Origin of the sequence: Sphingomonas sp. R86520 (assembly GCF_042466285.1) — a bacterium.
GTDB lineage: Bacteria > Pseudomonadota > Alphaproteobacteria > Sphingomonadales > Sphingomonadaceae > Sphingomonas.
Map to the genome: position 1 here is coordinate 3,400,550 of NZ_JAXHBZ010000001.1, position 20,829 is coordinate 3,421,378.

General features: G+C 66.6%; 18 protein-coding genes. 5 read left to right on the forward strand and 13 right to left on the reverse strand.

The annotated features are described in order from the left end of the window. Positions 1-223: 223 nt before the first annotated feature. Positions 224-2,497 carry a CDC48 family AAA ATPase gene (locus tag SJY41_RS15525; RefSeq protein ID WP_380783115.1) on the reverse strand — a complete coding sequence of 758 codons (2,274 nt, stop codon included), beginning with the start codon at positions 2,495-2,497 and terminating at the stop codon, positions 224-226. A 283-nt stretch (positions 2,498-2,780) separates the two neighbouring features. Between SJY41_RS15525 and SJY41_RS15530 the strand changes: the two genes are divergently transcribed. Then, positions 2,781-3,665, forward strand: a complete 885-nt coding sequence (locus SJY41_RS15530) for a LysR substrate-binding domain-containing protein (protein WP_380783116.1) — start codon at positions 2,781-2,783, stop codon at positions 3,663-3,665. Positions 3,666-4,069: 404 nt separating this feature from the next. On the opposite strand, the gene SJY41_RS15535 is transcribed toward SJY41_RS15530, so the two are convergent. Further along, a complete protein-coding gene (locus SJY41_RS15535) occupies positions 4,070-4,528 on the reverse strand; it encodes a peptidylprolyl isomerase (protein ID WP_380783117.1) in 459 nt (152 codons plus the stop codon). Between the two features lie 108 nt (positions 4,529-4,636). On the opposite strand from SJY41_RS15535, the gene mgtE reads away from it, so the two are divergent. Next, on the forward strand, positions 4,637-6,046 hold the full coding sequence (gene mgtE / locus SJY41_RS15540; RefSeq protein WP_380783118.1) for a magnesium transporter: 1,410 nt from the start codon (positions 4,637-4,639) through the stop codon (positions 6,044-6,046). Positions 6,047-6,077: 31 nt separating this feature from the next. Beyond that, complete coding sequence (locus tag SJY41_RS15545) at positions 6,078-6,482, forward strand: DUF1489 family protein (protein ID WP_380783119.1); 405 nt, start codon at positions 6,078-6,080, stop codon at positions 6,480-6,482. Between the two features lie 220 nt (positions 6,483-6,702). On the opposite strand, the gene SJY41_RS15550 is transcribed toward SJY41_RS15545, so the two are convergent. The 6 genes from SJY41_RS15550 to SJY41_RS15575 all read right to left on the reverse strand — a co-directional run bounded on the left by SJY41_RS15550 (position 6,703) and on the right by SJY41_RS15575 (position 12,515). Continuing rightward, positions 6,703-7,425 (reverse strand): GIN domain-containing protein, encoded by a 723-nt coding sequence (locus tag SJY41_RS15550; protein WP_380783120.1) that lies wholly within the window; start codon positions 7,423-7,425, stop codon positions 6,703-6,705. Positions 7,426-7,462: 37 nt separating this feature from the next. Continuing rightward, positions 7,463-8,194, reverse strand: a complete 732-nt coding sequence (locus tag SJY41_RS15555; protein WP_380783121.1) for a head GIN domain-containing protein — start codon at positions 8,192-8,194, stop codon at positions 7,463-7,465. A gap of 195 nt (positions 8,195-8,389) precedes the next feature. Then, positions 8,390-8,923, reverse strand: a complete 534-nt coding sequence (locus SJY41_RS15560; protein ID WP_380783122.1) for a CarD family transcriptional regulator — start codon at positions 8,921-8,923, stop codon at positions 8,390-8,392. Positions 8,924-9,126: 203 nt separating this feature from the next. Further along, entirely contained in the window at positions 9,127-9,468 is a 342-nt protein-coding gene (fdxA, locus tag SJY41_RS15565) for a ferredoxin FdxA (protein ID WP_031393648.1), read from the reverse strand. 253 nt (positions 9,469-9,721) lie between these two features. Then, entirely contained in the window at positions 9,722-10,015 is a 294-nt protein-coding gene (locus tag SJY41_RS15570) for an RNA-binding S4 domain-containing protein (RefSeq protein ID WP_380783123.1), read from the reverse strand. A 7-nt stretch (positions 10,016-10,022) separates the two neighbouring features. Then, positions 10,023-12,515, reverse strand: coding sequence for a helicase-related protein (locus SJY41_RS15575; RefSeq protein ID WP_380783124.1), 2,493 nt, complete (start codon positions 12,513-12,515; stop codon positions 10,023-10,025). A 257-nt stretch (positions 12,516-12,772) separates the two neighbouring features. Between SJY41_RS15575 and SJY41_RS15580 the strand changes: the two genes are divergently transcribed. Then, on the forward strand, positions 12,773-14,278 hold the full coding sequence (locus tag SJY41_RS15580; protein ID WP_380783125.1) for a peptidoglycan DD-metalloendopeptidase family protein: 1,506 nt from the start codon (positions 12,773-12,775) through the stop codon (positions 14,276-14,278). Positions 14,279-14,376: 98 nt separating this feature from the next. Then, positions 14,377-14,787: a GFA family protein gene (locus tag SJY41_RS15585; RefSeq protein ID WP_380783126.1), complete on the forward strand. Its 411-nt coding sequence runs from the start codon at positions 14,377-14,379 to the stop codon at positions 14,785-14,787. Positions 14,788-14,854: 67 nt separating this feature from the next. Here the strand turns inward: SJY41_RS15585 and SJY41_RS15590 are convergent, their stop codons facing one another. The 5 genes from SJY41_RS15590 to SJY41_RS15610 all read right to left on the reverse strand — a co-directional run bounded on the left by SJY41_RS15590 (position 14,855) and on the right by SJY41_RS15610 (position 20,771). Continuing rightward, positions 14,855-16,525 carry an ATP-binding protein gene (locus tag SJY41_RS15590; protein WP_380783127.1) on the reverse strand — a complete coding sequence of 557 codons (1,671 nt, stop codon included), beginning with the start codon at positions 16,523-16,525 and terminating at the stop codon, positions 14,855-14,857. Positions 16,526-16,603: 78 nt separating this feature from the next. Next, complete coding sequence (locus tag SJY41_RS15595; RefSeq protein WP_380784162.1) at positions 16,604-17,323, reverse strand: TIGR02186 family protein; 720 nt, start codon at positions 17,321-17,323, stop codon at positions 16,604-16,606. Between the two features lie 32 nt (positions 17,324-17,355). Beyond that, complete coding sequence (locus SJY41_RS15600; protein ID WP_380783128.1) at positions 17,356-18,270, reverse strand: sulfite exporter TauE/SafE family protein; 915 nt, start codon at positions 18,268-18,270, stop codon at positions 17,356-17,358. 69 nt (positions 18,271-18,339) lie between these two features. Next, a complete protein-coding gene (locus tag SJY41_RS15605) occupies positions 18,340-19,344 on the reverse strand; it encodes a hypothetical protein (protein ID WP_380783129.1) in 1,005 nt (334 codons plus the stop codon). Beyond that, positions 19,341-20,771 carry a glycosyl transferase family protein gene (locus tag SJY41_RS15610; RefSeq protein WP_380783130.1) on the reverse strand — a complete coding sequence of 477 codons (1,431 nt, stop codon included), beginning with the start codon at positions 20,769-20,771 and terminating at the stop codon, positions 19,341-19,343. Before SJY41_RS15610 ends, SJY41_RS15605 begins: the two co-directional genes overlap by 4 nt. Positions 20,772-20,829: the final 58 nt, after the last annotated feature.

Genomic DNA, 20,829 nt, shown 5'->3' on the forward strand with positions numbered 1-20,829 from the left:
CATTCTCTGCTTCCGAAGAGATTAGCAGCCCGACCGCTTTCCTCCCAAGTTGGCCCCGCCCGAAACTACAAGCTTACCAAAGCTGGTCAGCAAAAGCGCTGCGGCGCCCTGCTTGCGAATCGGTCAGACCGCACCCGCCCCCGGCAAGAGCAGGTTTCGCCCCTTCCCTCCGCCGACTGAGACAGGATGAGGCGCCGGAGGCGGCGACGGGTGCGGAGCGGGTTTAGTCGTCCGTCCTTGCCGGAAAGGCGAAGCCCAGGGGTTGGATGGCGGTGGCGTCCTGTTTCAGGCGGGCGGCCATCTGTTCGTATTCGCGTTCCGTTTCCGGAGTCACGCTGGCGCGGGACTCCTTCAGCGCGCCCTCGAAGTCGGCCATCGTGACTTCGAGCGACTCGATCGAGCGACGTAGCGCGACCAGGCCCGCGCGGCGGACGACGTCCTCCAGGTCGGCACCGGTGAAGCGATCGGTGCGGTCCGCCACGCGGTCGAGATCGACGTCGGACGCGAGCGGCATCTTTTCGGTCTGGATGCCGAGGATGCGGCGGCGCCCCGCCTTGTCCGGCACGCCGACATACACCAGCTCGTCGAACCGGCCGGGACGCAGCAACGCGGGGTCGATCAGGTTGGGGCGATTGGTCGCGCCGATCACGACGACCGATTGCAGCTCCTCCAGCCCGTCCATCTCGGCCAGGATCGTGTTGACGACGCGTTCGGTCACCTGCGGCTCACCCGAGCCGCTGCCTCTTGCCGGCACCAGCGAGTCGAGTTCGTCGATGAAGATCACGCACGGCGCGACCTGGCGCGCGCGCTGGAACAGGCGGGTGATCTGCTGTTCGCTCTCACCGTACCATTTGCTCAGCAGGTCGGACGATTTGGTGGCGATGAAGTTCGCCTCCGCCTCGCGCGCGACCGCCTTGGCGAGCAACGTCTTGCCGGTGCCGGGCGGGCCGTAGAGCAGGAAGCCCTTGGCCGGACGGATGCCGAGACGACGGAACGCGTCGGGGTTCTTGAGCGGGAGTTCGACGCCCTCCTTCAAGCGCATCTGCGCATCGTCGAGACCGCCGACATCGGCCCAGCGCACGGTCGGCGCCTGGACCATGACTTCGCGCATCGCCGAGGGCTGGACGCGTTTCAGGGCGCCGAGGAAATCCTCGCGGGTGACCGACAATTCATCGAGGACTTCGGGCGGGATCGTCCGTTCCTCGAGGTTGAGCTTGGGCATGATGCGACGGACTGCCTCGATCGCCGCCTCGCGTGCCAGCGCGGCGAGATCGGCGCCCACGAAACCGTAGGTGGTGCGCGCCAGTTCATCGAGATCGACGCGGTCGCCGAGCGGCATGCCGCGCGTGTGGATGCCGAGGATCTCGCGACGGCCGCGTTCGTCGGGCACGCCGACAACGATCTCGCGGTCGAACCGGCCCGGACGGCGCAACGCTTCGTCGATCGCCTCGGGACGGTTGGTGGCGGCGATCACGACGAGGTTCGCACGTGATTCGAGGCCGTCCATCAACGTCAGCAACTGCGCGACGAGACGTTTTTCCGCCTCGCCCGACACTTGGCCGCGCTTTGGTGCGATCGAATCGATCTCGTCGATGAACACGATCGAGGGCGCTGCCTTCGCCGCTTCCTCGAAGACCTCGCGTAGGCGCGATTCAGATTCGCCATAGGCCGAGCCCATGATCTCGGGACCGTTGATCAGGAAGAACTGCGCATCCGATTCATTGGCGACGGCGCGGGCGAGACGCGTCTTGCCGGTACCGGGAGGACCATGCAGCAACACGCCCTTGGGTGGGTCGACGCCCAAGCGCTGGAACAATTCGGGGTAGCGCAGCGGCAGTTCGACCATCTCGCGCAACTGGTCGATGGTCTGCGCCATGCCGCCGATATCGTCATAGGTGACGTCGGCGCGGCGTGCGGCCTGCGGCTCCTCATATTCGGAGCGGAGTTCGATCTCGGTATTCTCGTCGATGTGCACGACGCCCTTGGGGCTGGCGGCGATCACCGCGAGGCGGATCTCCTGCAACGCATATGCCGGCGCGTTCATGAACTGCTGGACGTTGGGCGGCATGTTGCCGACGCGCTGATGGCCCGCGGTCGCGACGATATCGCCCTGGCAGATCGGTCGGCCGAGGAACGTGCGCTTCAGCGCGTTGGTCGAGCCCTGCAGGCGAAGGTTCTGCTGCGCGGGAGCGAAGACGACGCGCGTGGCCGGCTTCGACTCGGCCTTGCGAACCTCGACGAAATCGCCCGAACCTACCCCGGCATTGGCACGCTGGAGGCCGTCGAGGCGGAGAATGTCGAGACCCTCGTCCTCGGGATACGGGCCGACGGCGCGCGCGGGGGTGTTCTGCTTGCCGAGGATCTCGATGACGTCGCCCTCGCCGATCCCGAGCGTCGCCATCAACGCGCGCGGCAGATGCGCCAGGCCGCGGCCGCTGTCTTCGGGACGCGCGTTGGCGACCTGGATCTTCCGCGTGGGGGCTTCGCTGTCGGGCATCTCAATTCCTTCGAACTCGAAGCGTGTGAGATGGGGAGCCGGTTCCGCCGGTGCGAGGACTTGAACAGCGCACCGGGTCGTAAAACGACAAAAAAAGGGCCGGCCAATGAAGGCCAGCCCGTGAAAGTTTTTAGGAGAGGATGCCTGAAAGGCGAGGTCTTTTTGCGTCGCGGCGGTTCATGTTGCAAGTGCGAATGAAACCGCTACGATTGCGCTAACTGCAATCGCGTGCATGAATGCGTTCAGCGGTCATTGTCACAATCGTCGAGTCGAAAGAGAGATCATGCGCAGGCTGCCGCCACTGGGGGCTATCGAAGCATTTGTGCAGGTCGCGCGGCTGGGCTCGATCAAGGCCGCTGCCGAGGATCTGGCGCTGTCGGCGCCGGCGCTCAGTCGGCGCGTCCAGAGCCTGGAGCGGTTCATCGCCAAGCCGCTGTTCGCGCGGCGACATCAGGCGATGGTCCTGAACGACGACGGCGAACGGTTGCTCGCGCAGATCGCGCCGGTGCTCGATTCCCTTTCCGATGCCGTCGAGTCGATGACGTCGGGCACCGAGGTGCTGCGACTGCGGCTGGGGATTCTCCCGCTTTATGCCTCGCAGAAGCTGTTCCCGCATCTCGGCGAGCTGCGCACGACGCATCCCGAACTGCATCTCGACATCGATACTGCCGCGCATCTGGTGTCGCGGCTCGGCGACGGGCTCGATGCGGTGATCGCGTTGTCGCGGGAGATCGATCCCATCTTCTACGCGCGACGGCTGGATCGCAATTCGGTGTATGTGATCGGCGCGCGCAGCCTGCTGGAGCGCGCCGATCCGATCACGCGGCCGGAGCAACTCGCGACACTGACCGCGCTGGTCCACCGCGACATGACGGATACGTTCACCGCGTGGCGGACGGCGGCTGGCCTGGAGGACATCGAGCCGCTGGCGATCGACCACTTCGATTCAGGCGCGCTGATGCTGGAGGCCGCGGCGCAAGGGCTCGGCGTCGCATTCATGCATGCGAGCCATTTCGAGGATGCGAACGATCCACGCCTGGTCCGGCTGTTCGATATCGAGGTGGAGAGCCCGTACAGCTACTGGTTCGTGTGCCGCCCGCGGGCGCTACAGACCAAGCCGGTGAAGCTGTTTCACGACTGGCTGATACGGACGGTAGCGGAGGTCTAAGCGGCTTGCGTCACGCTGACGCGAGACTCGCACAGACCCGGCCGGCAGGTCGCTCAGCGAACCTGACCGACGCGGCTTTGCCGCGGCGCAGCCCATAGCTTGAGGTGCCTGCCTATCACAGTCTCCCCAACTACCCGTCACCCCAGCGAACGCTGGGGTATCCCCGTTGGGAAGCGCCGAGGCTCGAACCGGGATATCCCAGCTTTCGCTGGGATGACGGGGTGGGGTGGGATGACGGGATTGCCGTTGACGGATGTGGGGCCTGAGTAGCGAAATCAGGGCAGCGGCCACGACGCGCTTCGCATCCGAAGCGCGCCGCGGCAAAGCCGCGCCGTCGAACGGAGCTATGCTCCGCCGGCCGGCTTCGGCTGTCTCCGGCGCAGCTGGGCTGCGCCGGTGCAGCCTTAAGCTGCCCGTGCCTTCACGATCTTGCCCGGCGCACGCGGCGGCTCGCCCTTGGGCAGTGCGTCGACCAGGTCCATGCCGTCGGTGACTTCGCCCCAGACGGTGTACTGCTTGTCGAGGAAACGGGCGTCGTCGAACACGATGAAGAACTGCGAGTTCGCCGTGTCGGGCTGGTTGGTGCGCGCCATCGAGCACACGCCGCGGACGTGCGGCTCGGCCGAGAATTCAGCCTTGAGGTTGGGCTTGCTCGAGCCACCGGTGCCGTCGCCGCGACCACCGTCACCGCCCTGCGCCATGAAGCCCGGGATCACGCGGTGGAAGGGGACGCCGTCGTAGAAGCCTTCGTTCGCCAGTTCGACGATCCGCTCGACGTGCTTGGGCGCCAGATCGGGACGCAGCTTGATCGTGACATCGCCGCCATCGAGGGTCAGCGTGAGCGTTTCGGGGGTATCAGCCATTCATGTTCTCCTGAATTGATGCGCGGCAGATAGGGAGCCGCACTCCGACTGGCAAATGCACGCCGCCCGCGTTAGGGCCCAACCGCGCATCTTTTAAGGGAGGCAGCCATGAGCGAACTCGAGCTTCCCAAGGTCGAAACCGACACCCAGCCAGAAAATCAACTCGATCGCGACGATCATCTGCGGCCCGAATTCGTCCGCGCCGTGCTCGATGCGGTCGAGGATGGCGACGACGAGGCGGCGCGGGCGCTGGTCGAGCCGCTCCATCCCGCCGACATCGCCGATCTGTTCGAGCTGACCCCGCAGGAGGATCGTGCAGCGCTGGCGCGTGCGGTCACTGACCTGCTCGACGGCGACGTGTTCGCCGAGATGAACGATTACGTCCGCGAGGACCTGATCGATGCGCTGACGCCGACCGAAGTCGCCGATCTCGCGTCCGAGCTCGATACCGACGATGCCGTCGCGATCATCGAGGACATGGACGAGGACGAACAGCGCGCAGTGCTGCGCGCGCTCGATCCCGACGACCGCGCGGCGATCGAGGAGGCGCTGAGCTATCCCGAGGAGTCCGCCGGCCGCCTGATGCAGCGCGAGCTGATCGCGGTGCCCGAGCATTGGACCGTCGGCGACGCGATCGATTATCTGCGCGGCCACGAGGAGCTGACGACCGATTTCTGGGAAATCTTCGTCGTCGATCCGGCGCACAAGCCGATCGGCACGTGCCAACTGTCGTGGATGCTGCGCACGCCGCGCGGGATCGCGATGGCCGACGTGATGAAGCGCGAGCAGACGCTGATCCCGGTCGACATGGACCAGGAGGAAGTCGCGCTGCGCTTCCAGAAATACGCACTGATCTCGGCCGCCGTGGTCGATCATGGCGGGCGGCTGGTCGGGATGATCACGGTCGACGACATCGTCCACATCATCTCCGAAGAGGCTGGCGAGGATACGCTGCGTCTCGCTGGCGCAGGCGATGGCGACATCAACGAGCCGATCGGACTGACGGTGCGGACCCGGTTCACGTGGCTGGTCGTCAACCTCGGCACGGCGATGGTCGCGTCGTCGGTGGTGGGACTGTTCCAGGGTACGATCGCGAGCTTTGCGCTGCTGGCGGTGCTGATGCCGATCGTCTCGGGGATGGGCGGCAATGCCGGCACGCAGACGCTGGCGGTGGTGGTGCGCGCGCTGGCGACCAACCAGCTGACGAGTTCCAATACCGTGCGGATGATCGGGCGCGAATTCCGGATCGCCGCCGCCAATGGCGTGATGCTCGGCGCGCTGATCGGCTGCGGGACGTATGTCATCTTCCGTAACACCGACCTGTCGCTGGTGATCGCGGCGGCAATGCTGACGAACAACCTCGTGGCGGGGCTGTCCGGCGTGCTGGTGCCGATCACGCTCGACAAGTTCCGGATCGATCCGGCGGTGTCGTCCGCCGTGTTCGTGACGACGATGACCGACACGATGGGGTTCTTCTCGTTCCTCGGGCTGGCCAGTCTTTGGGGTCTGCACGGTTGAGCGCCGCGATTTAGCGCCCATATCCAGCCACATGGCGCTTCACCTCACCAAAGTCGCGTTCGGCGCGGAAAGCGTCGATCATCTGGCCGAGCGGCTCCGGCTGCGCGGCGAAGAGGGGCCGGTGTTCCTTACCACGCGCTATCTGCCAAAGCGGCATGAGGAGGTGGCGGGTCAAGGCTCGATGTTCTGGATCCTGAAGCACCAGCTGATCGCGCGCTCGCCCATTCTCGGGTTCGGCGAGGCTGAAGAGGGCCGCGTGGCGATCCATATCGATCCAAAACTGGTGCTGGTCCAGGCGCGGCCCAAGCGCGCGCACCAGGGGTGGCGGTATCTGGAAGGGGCGGACGCGCCGCTCGATCTGGGGGGCGATGCGACCGGGCTGGACGTGATGCCGCCGGCATTGATGACGAAGCTAGCCGAGCTGGCGCTGATCTAGCCGCCGGCGGTTCGGATACTGCTGGCCCCTGGATCGGCATCCAGCGCTGCGCGGTCTAGCCCCTGCCCCCGTGCGTCATCCCGGCAAAATTCGGGATCTTCCCGTGTGGCGTCGGTGATCTGCCTCGAAGATGCCCAGCTATCGCTGGGATGACGGTTCGTGGCGGAGTGGACACCTGCAAAACGCTTGTCCCGCGTTCGAACGAGCGCCCCCTCCTCTGTCACGGCCGAGAAGCCGCCGCCCCCGCCTGCCCGCACGCAACCGGCCCGCCGGCCGCCGCGTCGACCCGGCACTTCGCGTTACCGGCTATCGTTACGGTACCCAGCCCGCTGTTGGTGACCTGAGCCGTATAGCGAGCCGCAGCCTTGATCTCGCCGACTCCGTCGAGATGCGCGATCAGGTCGTTGACCTGCAGCGCCGACGCATCGATCACGCCCGGCCCGCTCGTTATCAGACGTCCCCGCGCAGCCCGGCCGGCAAGCGTCATCTGGCCGGTGCCAATCAGCGTTGCGTTCAGTTGATCCGTATCCGCCGCCGTCAGCGCGAGGCTGCCATTCCCACTCACGGTCACATCGACTCGCATGCCCCGCATCCTGGCGATCGTCAGACGGCCTCCTGCCGCGACGCTTGCAGACGTAAGCCCGGGAGTCGACAGCGTCACGACGATCGGCCCCGCGCTACCGCCGCTGGCCCGTTCACCCCAGCCGCCAGCATCCTTGCGGACCGACAGGGTCGTACCATCGACGCGCACGACGACGGTATCGTCGCCGCGTGGCCCGGAGATCGTCGCGCGCGGCGAGCCGATCGAGACCCGAACCTCGAACGGACCTTCGACGCGAATGCGATCGAAGCTGCCGACCGACACGGTTCGGCTGGCGATCGGAGCCTGCCCGGCAATTGCCGGCGAGGACAGGAGGAGGAGCGGGGCGAGCAGGTATCTCATGCGCGCGATCGTTCCCGCTTCCATCCCCCCACGCAAGTCACTTGCCGCAGCGAACCTCGCCGGAGCCCATTTTCGATGTCGTGCAGCGCGAGTTCGGGCCGAGATCGACATTACCCGAGCCCATCATGTCAACGGTTGCCGCGCCGTTCACGATCGCACGGACGCTGCCCGAGCCACCGATCTCGATCTTGGCGGACGTCGCCTGGAGCTTGGTGCCGTCGACATTGCCCGACCCGGCGATCTCGACCTTGAGATCGCGCGCGGTTCCGCTCGCCCGTGCGGTGCCGGAGCCCGCGACCGAGAACTTGGCGCCATCGACCTGGATCGCGGCAACGATCAGATTGCCGGAGCCGGCGATTCCACCCTTGAACCCGTCACCCTCGACACGGTCGATCGCCATGTTGCCCGAACCGGAAACGTTCGCCTGGGTAAGGCGTGGCAACGTGACGTACACCTTGACCTTGCCGGCTTTGCTCCAGCCGAAGTTCGTCCCGTTCTTCCGACCGATGTTGAGCGTTTCGCCATCGCGGTCGATGCGCAAGCGATCGAGTTGCTCGGTCGGGCCCTCCGCACGGATCGAGAAGCCGGTGCCGACGCGGACGTCGACATCATCCGACCCGCGCAGATCGATCCCGTTGAAGTCGGTGACCTGGTAGATGCGGGTCGTGCCGGCGCCGGAAGCAGCCGCGCCCGAACCTTCGTCGTCGCCGTTCCAGCTGAACGAACATGCCGCCAGAGGAATGATCAGCCCGAGCGCAAGAAAGTTCATCGCATCCTCCTATGTGTGTTGCCGTATCAATACACCGATTCAGCAGAACGCCAAGGGGGATTGCAGGAAGCCACCGCGCCCGGCCGTGCCATCCCGTGGGATAACGCGCCGCGGTCGTTCGAACCACGCGTGGCCCTGAACGAAAAAGGGCGGCCCCGCAGGACCGCCCTTTCGTCTCGGCAAGCTACCCAGCGGTTACGCGGGCACCTTGTCCTTGTTGTAGATCGCGGCCGCGGCGCGGAGGATCTCGAGGATCTTCTCCTGCGCCTTGGGCTCGTCGAGCTCTTCCATCGCGGCCAGTTCGCGCGCGAGGCGGCTGGTCGCACCTTCGAAGATCTGGCGCTCGGAATAGCTCTGCTCGGGCTGGTCGTCGGCACGGAACAGGTCGCGGACCACTTCGGCGATCGACACGAGGTCGCCCGAATTGATCTTCGCCTCATATTCCTGCGCACGGCGCGACCACATGGTGCGCTTGACCTTGGGCTTGCCCTTGAGCGTGTCCATCGCCTCGCGCATGGTCTTGTCCGACGACAGCTTGCGCATGCCGACGCTTTCGGCCTTGTTGGTCGGCACGCGGAGCGTCATGCGCTCCTTCTCGAACCGCAGGACGTAGAGTTCGAGGGTCATGCCGGCGATTTCCGAGCGTTGCAGCTCGATCACACGGCCGACTCCGTGCTTTGGATAAACGACGAAATCACCGACATCGAAGGACAGTGCCTTGGCAGCCATTTGGGGCCTTTCCGGATCAGGCCTCGCCACGACGCCTCGACGAAGGACTCGTCGGTGCTACATCGGGGAGGGACAGGTCTAACTCACGCCAGGCGCACGACATCAGTCATCGCGCCCGTCGCGGACCCAATAGCAGCTTTGCAACAAAATTACCAGCCGAACATGGCAGGCGGCTTGCCCCATCCGGGATTAGCCGTGACTTGTCAGTCGCCTGCGCCGGGTTCTGGCGAGAAATACTTGTCGAACTTGCCTTCGACACCCTTCATCGCGTCGGCATCCGGCGGCGTCTGGTTGTCGTTGCGGGTGACGTTGGGCCACTGCGCCGAGAAGGTCGTGTTCAGCTCGAGCCACTGCTCCAGCCCGCTCTCGGTGTCGGGCAGGATCGCTTCGGCGGGGCACTCCGGCTCGCACACGCCGCAATCGATGCACTCGCTGGGATTGATCACCAGCATGTTCTCGCCTTCGTAGAAGCAATCGACCGGGCACACTTCCACGCAGTCCATGTACTTGCAGCGGATGCAGGCATCGGTGACGACGTAGGTCATTGCAGAACTCCTGGGCCGGATTCCTTTCCGGCGACGAACGCGCCAGCGACTATGCGCGCCTGCCCGTCGCGTCAATCATAGCAAGCCTTCTGCGAGACGTTATCAGGCTTTGCCGCTCTCGTATCCTCCCCCGCCAGGGGGAGGTGGCTGGCCCTTGCCAGACGGAGGGGGAGGTAAGCGATAACCGCTGTGGCGTGGTCCTCCCCCTCCGTCGCCTACGGCGCCACCTCCCCCTAGCGGGGGAGGATAAAGATCATTCCGAAGCAGGATCGCGCACCGTGCCGGCAGGCGTCCGACCGGCAATCAGATCCTGATAGCACCCCTGCGCCTCGGGCGCCGGCCCGCGTCGCGCTGGCAGCGCCTCCACCCGGATCACCCGCACCTGATCGGCCACCGCAAACGTCAGCACATTCCCCACCCGCACCGGGCAATGCGCGCGATCGATCGGACGGCCGTCGATGCGGAGATGCCCCTTTTCCGCGATCGCCTGCGCGGCGCTGCGGGTTTTCGCAAGCCGCACGAACCACAGGAATCGATCGATCCGCATCGCGCCTTCAACCATGGCGAACCAGTGCGGCAAGCCCGGCAAAGGCGTTCTGCCGCGACGGATCGATCGGCGCGGACGGGACGGCACGCGCCGGCGGACGGCCGCGCCAGACCCAGCGCGGCGTCTCCCCCGCCAGCGCCTTGAAGCCGAGTTCGGCCATCAACCGCTCCAGCGACGCAGGGTCGAGTCCGATCGAGGTGGCGAGCGCCGGATCGGGCGCGAACGGCGTACGGCCCTGACGCGAGTCGTGCGCGGCACGGGCGATACGCTCGATCAGGTCCACCCGGACGGCCTGAAGACCGAGCGGACGGTAGCCGGCCTCCAGCGTCGCGCCGTCACTGCCGCGAGCCAGGACGGTGGCGCCCTCGCGTGGTGCAGCGATCGTCCTGCCCGCGGCGCTGGCGAGAGAGCGCCGCCAACGCGCGGCCTCCGGCTTCATCAGGCGCGGATCGAACAGGTCCAGCGCACCGATCGTGATGCCGATCTTGCGCAGCCATTTGCGCTCGTCGGCATCGATCGCATCGAGCGAGAGCCGCAGCGGCAGCCGTGGCACGATCCCGCCCGCCGCCTCGATCGCGCTCGCCACGATGCGCAGCGCGGGTGTCGCCTTCGCATTGCGACTGGCATCGGCGAGCTTGACGAGCACGCCCAGCCGCCGGTCGAGCATGGTGCCGAGCCACGTCGTCAGCCGCGCCTCGATCTTGTCGCGCGCGGGCTTGTCGAGGCAGTCGAGCGAGCGGTCGAGCAGCAGCTTCGGCCGCGCGAAAGACGGCCCTGCACCGAGCTTGGCGACCGCATGCCCCGCCCAGATCAGCTGCGCCGCATCGTCGAGCGCGATGTCGGCATCGGGCGCATCGACCAGCGACTGGCCGCGCCGCGAACGCTCACCGGCGAGACGCTTTTCAGCAGCGGCGAGCAGCAGCCGCTTGTCGCTCGCCCGCGCGTCCGCCGCGACCGTGAAACGGAAACCGTCGAGACGGCCGATCGGATGGTCCTCGACCATCACCTCGCCCTCGGGGCCGATCACCACCGGCAGCGCGCCTGCATCCGCCCCGATCTGGCGCATCAGCGCGGTGGTGCGCTTGTCGACGAACCGCTGCGTCAGGCTCGCGTGCAGCGCATCCGACAGGCGTTCCTCCAGCGCCGCCGTGCGCGCCGCCCAGAGCGTCGGCTCGGCCAGCCAGTCCGCGCGCTGCGCGATATACGCCCAGATCCGCGTCGCGGCGATCCGCCCGGCGATCACCGGCACGTCGCCCGCCACCGTATCGAGCCGCGCAATCTCGTCGGCGAACCATTGGTGCGGGATATGCCCCCGCCCCTCGCTCAGATGCCCGAACAGCCGCGACACGAAGCGCGCATGGGGATCGAGGCCAACTTTGCGGAAATCGGGCACGCCGCACGCCGCCCACAACCGCGCGACCATCGACGGATGCCGCGCACGCTCGCGGACCCACCCCTCTTCGGCGAGCCGCTTCAGTACGCCCAGGTCGAGCGCCTGAGGCGCGGCGCGCAGGACGCCCGCGGGAGGGCGCGCCTCCAAGCTGGCGACCAGCGCGTCGATGCTGGCGAAATCGGGCTCGCCCTGACGCCAATAGAGATTTTCGAGGCGAGGAAACCGGTGCTCCTCGATCGCCAGCACCTCCTCGGGCAGGAACGCGCCGGGGCCGTCGTCGGACAGCGCACCGAACGTGCCGTCGCGCTGGTGCCGCCCCGCACGGCCGGCGATTTGCGCCATTTCCGCCACCGTCAGGCGACGCTGGCGCTTGCCGTCGAACTTGTTGAGGCTGGCGAACGCGACATGCGCGACGTCCATGTTGAGCCCCATCCCGATCGCGTCGGTAGCGACCAGATAATCGACCTCGCCTGCCTGGAACATCGCGACCTGCGCGTTGCGGGTACGCGGCGACAGCGCACCCATTACGACGGCCGCCCCGCCGCGCAGACGCCGCAACATCTCGGCAACCGCGTAAACCTCTTCCGCGGAGAACGCGACGATCGCCGACCGCTTGGGTAGTCGGCTGATCTTCTTCGCGCCGGCATAGGTCAGCGTCGAGAAGCGCGGGCGGTTGACGATCTCGGCCTTGGGCACGAGCGCCTTGATCATCGGACGGAGTGCTTCGGAGCCGAGGATCATCGTCTCCTCCCGCCCCCGCGCGCGCATCAGGCGATCGGTAAAGACGTGACCGCGCTCGGTATCGGCCCCGAGTTGCGCTTCGTCGATGCCGACGAACGCAACGTCCCGGTCGGGCATCGACTCGGCAGTGCACAGGAACCACCGCGCGTCGGGCGGCACGATCTTTTCTTCGCCGGTGACCAGCGCGACGCGGTTGGCGCCCTTGATCGCGACCACCCGGTCATACACTTCCCGCGCGAGCAGTCGCAGCGGAAAGCCGATCATGCCGCTGGAATGCGCGCACATCCGCTCGATCGCGAGATGCGTCTTGCCGGTGTTGGTCGGGCCGAGAACCGCGGTCACGCCACTGGAGGCATCGTCGCTCATGGCAGACAACATCGGGGGTAAAGCGCGCCGGTGCAATAACCTGGCAGCAATTCCATCCCCGTTTGACGGAGGATTTCGGTACGTTTCACGCCACCGCCCTCCGCACATTCTTGCTCAGCCCGGCGGAGGCACGTCTCGGCGCGTGCAGGTAACGGGGGGTGCACGGTTAAGTCGACTTTAGCATATGGCGATCACAACGAATCGACCGGTGCCAGGGTGGTGGCGCCGGTTCGAGATCCAAGAGCTTGGGGCGGCGCGTGTTTCTTCAGAACGATCAGGGCCTGGAACTGGCCGGCAGCGGTGCTGGTCGGGCATTCGGCCGCGCATCCGCGCCGCCAGCACCTGAACCTTCGCACGCGAGACGACTGCGCGATTCCGCGGCACGAATCGACTGGGTCCCCGATCTCGGTGACCGCATCGGCAGTGTCGACTGGTGGCGCGGACTGGCGACATGCACGGCGTTATGTGCCGCGACCTGGGCACTGGCGCCCACGTTCAGGCCGATGGCCGGCGCGGTGCCGGCGCCGCTCGCGGGTGCCGAATGGGACGAGTCCCGGGCGCAGGGCATCTCGCCGCTTGGCCAGGGCGCGGACACGGGACGGCGGATGGCGGCGAACGATCTCGTCGCCCCCCTCGCCGAGGTGCCCGAACGTCCGACCCTCGAGCTCTCCGCGACACTGGGCCAGGGCGACGCGTTCGACCGCGTGCTGATGCGCGCGGGCGTCGGCCGCAACGATGCCGAGAACGCCGCCGCGCTGGTCGCGCAGTCGGTCGATCCAAGCGCGATTCCTGCCGGCACGCGGATCGCGCTGACGCTCGGGCGGCGGCCGGACCGGACGGTCGCGCGGCCGCTGGAGAAGCTCGATTTCCGCGCACGGTTCGATCTCGCGCTGTCACTCTCGCGCAGTGTCGGCGGGCTGAGCGTCGACCGCAAGGCGATCGCGATCGATTCGACCCCATTGCGCATCCAGGGTCTGGTCGGCTCCAGCCTCTACCGATCCGCGCGCGCCGCAGGCGTGCCGGCCAAGGCGGTCGAATCCTTCCTCAAGGCGATCTCGACTCGGCTCTCGATCGGCCGCGACGTCACCGCGTCGGACAGCTTCGACGTGATCGTCCAGCGCGAGCGCGCCGCGACCGGCGAGACGCGGATCGGCGACCTGCTGTTTGCGGGGATCGACCAGGGCCGCCGGAAGGTGCAACTCGTCCGGTTCGCACCCGATGCGGCGAACGTGGATCCCGACGATGAAACGAGCCGAGGCGGCTGGTTCGACGCGAACGGCCAGACCGAGCGCCGTGCCGTCTCCGGCATGCCGGTGCTGGGCCACATCACGTCGAACTTCGGCCTGCGGATGCACCCGCTGCTGGGCTTCACGCGGATGCACAAGGGCCTCGACATCGGCGCGCCCTACGGCTCGCCGATCCATGCGATGACCGACGGCATCGTCGCGTTCGCGGGGCGGACCGGGGGCTACGGCAACTTCGTCAAGCTCGTGCACGGCGGCGGCATGGCGAGCGGCTACGGCCATATGAGCCGTATCGCGGTGTCGTCGGGTACCCGCGTGCGAGCGGGGCAGGTGATCGGCTATGTCGGCTCGACCGGCATGTCGACCGGCCCGCATCTGCACTGGGAAGTGTGGAAGAACGGCGCCGCGATCAACCCGCGTTCGGTATCGTTCGCGAGCGTCGCGATGCTGTCGGGTGAAAAACTTCGCGCCTTCAAGGCGAAGGTGGCACAGTTGCTGGCGGTAAGGGTTGGCGGGTAACGCCCATAGCTAGCCGCTTGAGGCCGCCCTCGCGCGGACCGATTGCGGACGCTCATTCATCCTTGGCGATGCCGTTGAATTCTGACTAGCGTCCGACGATGATCCACTCCGGTTCCTGCCATTGCGGTGGCGTTCGTTTTACCGTGGACTACGAGCCGGTCGAACTGACGACCTGCGATTGCTCTCTTTGCATCAAGCGCAACGCCCTGATGGTGAAGGTGCCGGAGGCTGCTCTTTCGCTTCAGGAGGGGCAGGAGTTGCTCGCGACCTATGAGTGGAACAGTCGGGCGGCCAAGCATCATTTCTGCCGCCAATGCGGCATCTACGTTTTCCATCGGAAGCGGGCCGCACCTGATCATTTCGGGGTAAATGTCTTCTGTTTGGACGGCTTTGACATTGGATCCCTGCCGGTGCGGGCTACCGGAGGCAAAGGCATGAGCGTGGTGTCCGATGCCCCCCGTGATGAATGGCCGGGGCCTCGCACACTGGGATCGAATACCAACGATTAAGTCATTCGAAGCGTCGTAAGCAGCCGGCCCCCTTCCTCGCCAAAGCAGACATCGATTTCGAACGCCTCTACTTCCCCTGTGCTCGCCAGCGCTGGATCGTGCGGCCGATGATCTGCTCTTCGCCGCCGACGTCGCGCCATAGCTCCGAGAACAGCGGGTCGCCCGATGCAGGCCGCTTCGACTCCTCGAGCCCGTCGAAGCTTACGCGGATCGGGATGGTCACGCCTTCGCCGCAGATGATACATTCGCGATTGCGCAGTTCCGGGATCGAATTGAGGAACCCGCGCGCGCCTTCGGGCATGGCGGCGCGGACGAACGCCTGGTCGCGGTCGTTGTTGAGGCGCATCGCGATGATCGTGCCGCACTGCGACAGCACGCCCTCCGCCAGGTCCGACGGGCGCTGGGTGATCAGCCCCAGCGACACGCCGTATTTGCGGCCTTCCTTGGCGATCTGGCCGAGGATCCGACCCACCGAGCTCGTCGTCTCCTGACCCGCCGGAATGTAGCGATGCGCCTCTTCGCAGACGAGCAGGATCGGACGTTGCGGTTCGTTGCGCGACCAGATCGCGAAGTCGAACGTCATCCGCGCCAGCATCGCGACGACCACCGAGGTGATGTCAGACGGCACGCCCGAGACGTCGATGATCGAGATCGGCTTGCCGTCGCCAGGCAGGCGGAAGACGCGTTGGAGGAAGCTCGCCATCGTGTCGGCGACCAGCATCCCCGAAAACATGAAGCCGTAGCGCGGATCGGTCTTGATCTCGTCGATCTTCGACTTCAGCCGGAGATAGGGCGTGGTGTCGCCGGCGCGATCCATCTTGCCCATCTCGGCGTAGATGATGGCCGTCAGGTCGCTCAGCAGATACGGGATCGGCGCGTCGACGGTGAGCTTGGCGATCTCCTGTCCGAGGCGGCTCTTGGCCTTGGCGGCGAGCAGGCATTTGGCGAGGATGTCGGCATCGAATTGTCGCGCCGAGCCGCTGCTGGTCAGGAAGACCTCGCAATGCTCCTCGAAGTTCATCAGCCAATAGGGCATCTGCAGGTTCGAGACGTCGTAGATCGCGCCGTTGGTCTTGAACGCGGCGGCATATTCGCCGTGCGGGTCGATCATCACGATGTGACCCTGCGGCGCGAGCTCGCAAATCCGGTGGAGAATCAACGCGGCGCTGGTCGACTTGCCCGTACCGGTCGAGCCGACGAGCGCGAAATGCTTGCCGAGCATCGCATCGACGTACAGCGCGGCGCGGATGTCGGCAGTGGGGTAGACCGTACCGATCGTGATATTGGCGCGGTCGTCGGCAGCATAGACCTGTTTCAGGTCGCTGGTCGTGATCGGGAATACCTCGCAGCCGGGCATCGGATACCGCGTGACGCCGCGCCGAAACCCGTAGAGCTTCCCGGTCAGCTGCTCCTCGCCCCCCTCACCGAGATAATCGATTTCAGCGGCGACGCAGGTGCCCGCAGCGTCCTCCAGTTTCAACGAACGGATATTGGCAACCAGCCACGTCCGGCCGAGCCGCATCTTGATCTGGCTACCGATCTGGCCAGCGCCGGCGACGACCGGATCGGGATCGTCGCTCAAGACCGTGATCGCGGCACGATCGAGCAATATGCGGCTGCCCGATCCGGCAATCGAAAAGACCACGCCCAGCGGCATCGTGGCAGGACTCAGGCCCGGCAAGCTCCCTGCGCGCGAGGGCGCCCGAAGGAACGCGTCAGGTCCCGGCATTTCGCTCATTCTGGCACTTTCCCCAGTCATTCCAGCGAGCATGTGCCATTCAATGCGTAAATATCCGGTGAGGACGGCGACGGTCTTTTACACGCGACGCGCGATCCAGCCCGCCGCCCAACCCAGAAATACCGAGAGCGCGACGGCCACCAGACCGTAGACGACGGACGAACGATCCGCGGCGCGCGCGACGAAACGCTCGAACCCGGACTTGCGGATATCGATGTCGCGCACCGCTGCCGCGAGCACCCGGCCGTCGCGGATGAGAAAGGTTTCAGCGGTGAAACGGCCGACCGGAACGCGGGCGGGGATCGTGACCCGCGCGCGATAGAGCACGCCGTCGGTAATCTCGACGGCTCGCGGGGCTTCGTAATAGAGACCGGAACGGCGCTTGAGGTCGACTAGGCCTTTCTGGAACCGATCCTGGACCGGTGCGGGGGCGCTCGACGCCGGCGAGAGTTGCAAGCTGTCTAGCCCGAGCTCGTAGATCGCACGCGTGCGATCGTCGACGAGACGGTCGATCGGTTTAGACGAGGCGATCGCATAGAAGCTGGGCGCAGACCGGTAGCGCAGGCGCGATGCGTTGACCCAGATCCCCGCGACCTTCTCCTTCTCGCGCATCAGAATCGACTGGGTCGGCCCTTTGACGACGACGACGATGTCGGTGGGTTGCTCGCCGGTGGGCAAGCGCCCACCCGGATACAGGATCGCGCCGAACAGCAGCAGTTCCGCCCCCGTAAAGCTGTAGGCGATTTCGATATTGCGCTGCGACACGTCGGGGACGAGCACGGGCTTGGCCTGCGCCATCAGCAGCGGGGCGAGCAGCAGGAGCCTGCGCTTCACGAAAGCGTGACCGAGAAGATCTCCTCGGGCCGCCAGACCAGGCCGAGCAGGATCCGCGCACCGACCAGCAGCACCATGACCGCGAGCCCGAGGCGGAGATATTCGGGGCGGAACTTGGTTGCGAACCGCGCGCCGACCTGCGCGCCGACCACCGAACCGAGCAACAGCAGCGCGGCCAGGACGATGTCGACGGCCTTGGTCGTGGTCGCGTGGACCATCGTCGCGACCGCGGTCACGAACAGGGTCTGGAACAACGACGTGCCGACCACCACCGACGTTGCCATGCCGAGCAGGTAGATCATCGCCGGCACGAGGATGAAGCCGCCGCCGATACCGAGCAGGATCGTCAGGATGCCGGTGAAGAAGCCGAGCAACAGCGGCGCGAGCGGCGAGATATACAGTCCCGACGCGTAGAACCGCGTCCGCAGTGGGAGCGCCGCGACCAGCGGGTGATGACGACGCTTGCGGGCCTTGGGCGGACGTCCGGTACGCGCGCGACCGATCGTGCCGATCGATTCGCTGGCCATCATCCCGCCGATCGAGCCGAGCATGACCACGTAGACGATCGCGATGACGGTATCGATCTGCCCGCTTTGCTGGAGCAGGCGGAACAGCCACGCACCGAAGAACGAGCCGAGGATGCCGCCCGCGACGAGCACGCCCCCCATCTTGGTATCGACGCCCTTGCGCCGGAAATGCGCGAACACGCCCGAGACGCTCGCGCCGGTCACCTGGCTCGCGGACGAGGCGGCGGCAACGGTCGGCGGGATGCCGTAGACGATCAGCAGCGGTGTCGTCAGGAAGCCGCCACCGACTCCGAACATGCCGGACAGCAGGCCAACGCCTCCGCCGAGCAGGATGATGACGAGCGCATTGACCGACAGGTTGGCGACGGGGAGATACAGATCCACGCACGCAGCGTTACACTGGATTCTCGCGGGGGGGCTAGGCTGGATGACGGGTGGCGCGGGGCGAATGTCTCAAAAATCGCTGCCGACCGACAGCGCCGGGCCCGACCCAGGGCGCGCGGCCCCTGCAACGCGTTCGCGCCAGTCGAGCGTCAGACGGATCGACTTGCCGACGACCGGCATCGTGGCGACGAGCGAGGGACCGACGTCGAAGCGTTCGGCGGCCCGTTGCGCGCTACCCCAGGCGCCGACGCCGATATCGATCCGCGTGCCGCCGATCTTGCCGAACCGGTGCGTGATGCGCGCGGAGGCATCGACAAAACCCTCGATCCCGTCGCGCGCGATCGCACCCGCCTGACCGTAAGCTTCGAGGCGGATGCCGGGCACGATATCGGTCGGGCCGTAACCCGCGATCACCCCGACCGTTGGCCCGCCGCGTCCGCCGTCGAGCACGAAGCGTCGCTCGGCGACGAGACGGATGGGGAGCCGGGTCGGCTGCCATTCGACACCCAACGCCGCCTCTCGCCCTGCTCCCCGGAGCGGCGTGGCGACCCGCGCGACCAATGCGACCCTGCGACGGCTACCGAGCGCATAGGCAAGTCGCAGGCCGCCCTGCGACGCGCCGAGCTGCCCACCCGACACGGTGCCGGCGGGGCCGCCGCGCGCGAGCACCCAGATGCTGCCCGTCAGTCGACTCGCGGTTTTCGGCACGACCGGGGGCGCGTGCGGCGTGGGAATGCCGTAGACCTGAGCAACCGCCGGGTGCGGCGGGTCGGGACCTGCGATCGCGATTTCGCGCAGCTGTCGCTGCGGTCGCAGCGCCGGCCGCGCCATTGCTGGGGGCGCGATAAATCCAAGCGCCGCCGCAATGGCATCGCGTGCAACAGGCATGCGCGCGACCATGGGTAGCCGGTCACGAACCGCAGCCAGGGCCCTGGGTGCCAAAACCTCGAGCACGCGGGGGATCAGTCCGGATGCGGGCAGCGAGTCGAACTCTGGCACCAGCAGCGCCACGCGGACCATGATCCAGCCACCCAGCGCCACGCCGAGAAACCTCAGCGGGCGTCCGGCACTCATCGCACCGTTGCAGCGATGCCAAGGCTGCGCGTGCAGGCCAATGGGTCCGCCGGCAGATCGGGAAATTCGTGACGCGTCTTGTCCCAGACCGGTGCAGCACCGCGCAGCGTCCCGATATAGGCGATCACGGCGCGCGGCGCAGCGATCAGCGATACGAGATTACCGATCAGGAACCGCGGCAGCGCCCAGAACGCCTCGCGCACGCCGTAACTGCGCGCCGTGAAGATCATTCGCATGCCGAGTCGCCATCCCAACAGCCCGCTGTTGGCGACGAGCAACCAGAACGCGACCGGGTGCCCGTCGCCGGAATAGGGCGATGCCGGACCCGCTTGGGCGTGCAGCAGCAGCGACATCACCCATATCGGGATGGCCAGATAGCCGACCGCGAGGATCACGACGGCGAGCGGCGCACGCCGGTCGCGCATCCGCATCCAGTGGTCGGCGATGGCGCGCGGCCGGGCCCAGCCGGTACGGTCCCAGCCGGCGAGCGCGATGCCCATCATCCACCGCGTCTTCTGCCGCGCCGAACTCGCGAGCGTGCAGGGAAAATAGGCACGAACCGCGACCACCGCGCCGGTCTCGTCCGCAGCGACACGCGCGAAGAGGCCCCGCGCGCCGAGATCGGCGAGCCGCAGCCCGAGTTCGTAATCCTCGGTCAGGCTGGTGGCGTCGAACGGATCTCCACCGCGCGCCTGTGCGACGATCGCCAGGACCGCCGGGGTGATCGCGCACCCCGTGCCGGCGAGTGGCATCGCCGCGCCCAATACGGTCCGAACGACGATCTGCTTGGCGTGCGCCTCCGCAAACTCGTCGGCATAATGTCCCGACACCAGCCGCGCGCCGCTGTGGACGAGCGGCAGGACGGGTAGCTGGACCACGTCGTAGCGATCGATCAGGCTGTCGAAGACACGTAATTCCTGGGCGTGCACGACGTCTTCGGCGTCATGGAGTATGATCGCCTTGGTCCGCCGGCCGTCGCGCGCATCGTCGCGGCACAGCGCGTGCCACAGCGTGTTCAGGCAATCCGCCTTGGTCGTGGGTCCGTTTCGTGGCCCGATCACGAGGCGGATGCGGGTATCCCGCTCGGCGACGGCGACGACCGCATCGATCGTCCCGCGATCGTTCGGATAGGCGCCGACATAGATGTGGTAATCATCGTGGTCGTACCGATCGAGCGCGGTCGCCAGCATCCCGCCGATCACCGCCATCTCGTCCCATGCCGCCACGAACACGGCCATACGGCCGGACGTCACTGGCGGCGGCAACGTGGCGAGAGTCAGGCGGGGCCGGCGGCCGGATCGGATACGGTGACCGACATAGACCAAGTCGACGAGCAGATCGTCGATCCCGCCCAGAAACAATCCCGCTCCGGCGAACAGCAGCATTTCACGCGCGAATGCGTCGATGATCCACAGCGACTCGCCCAAGATCCACCCCCGGAACGAAGGTAGCGCGACCAATGCCCATTACGGATATAGTTCGTAT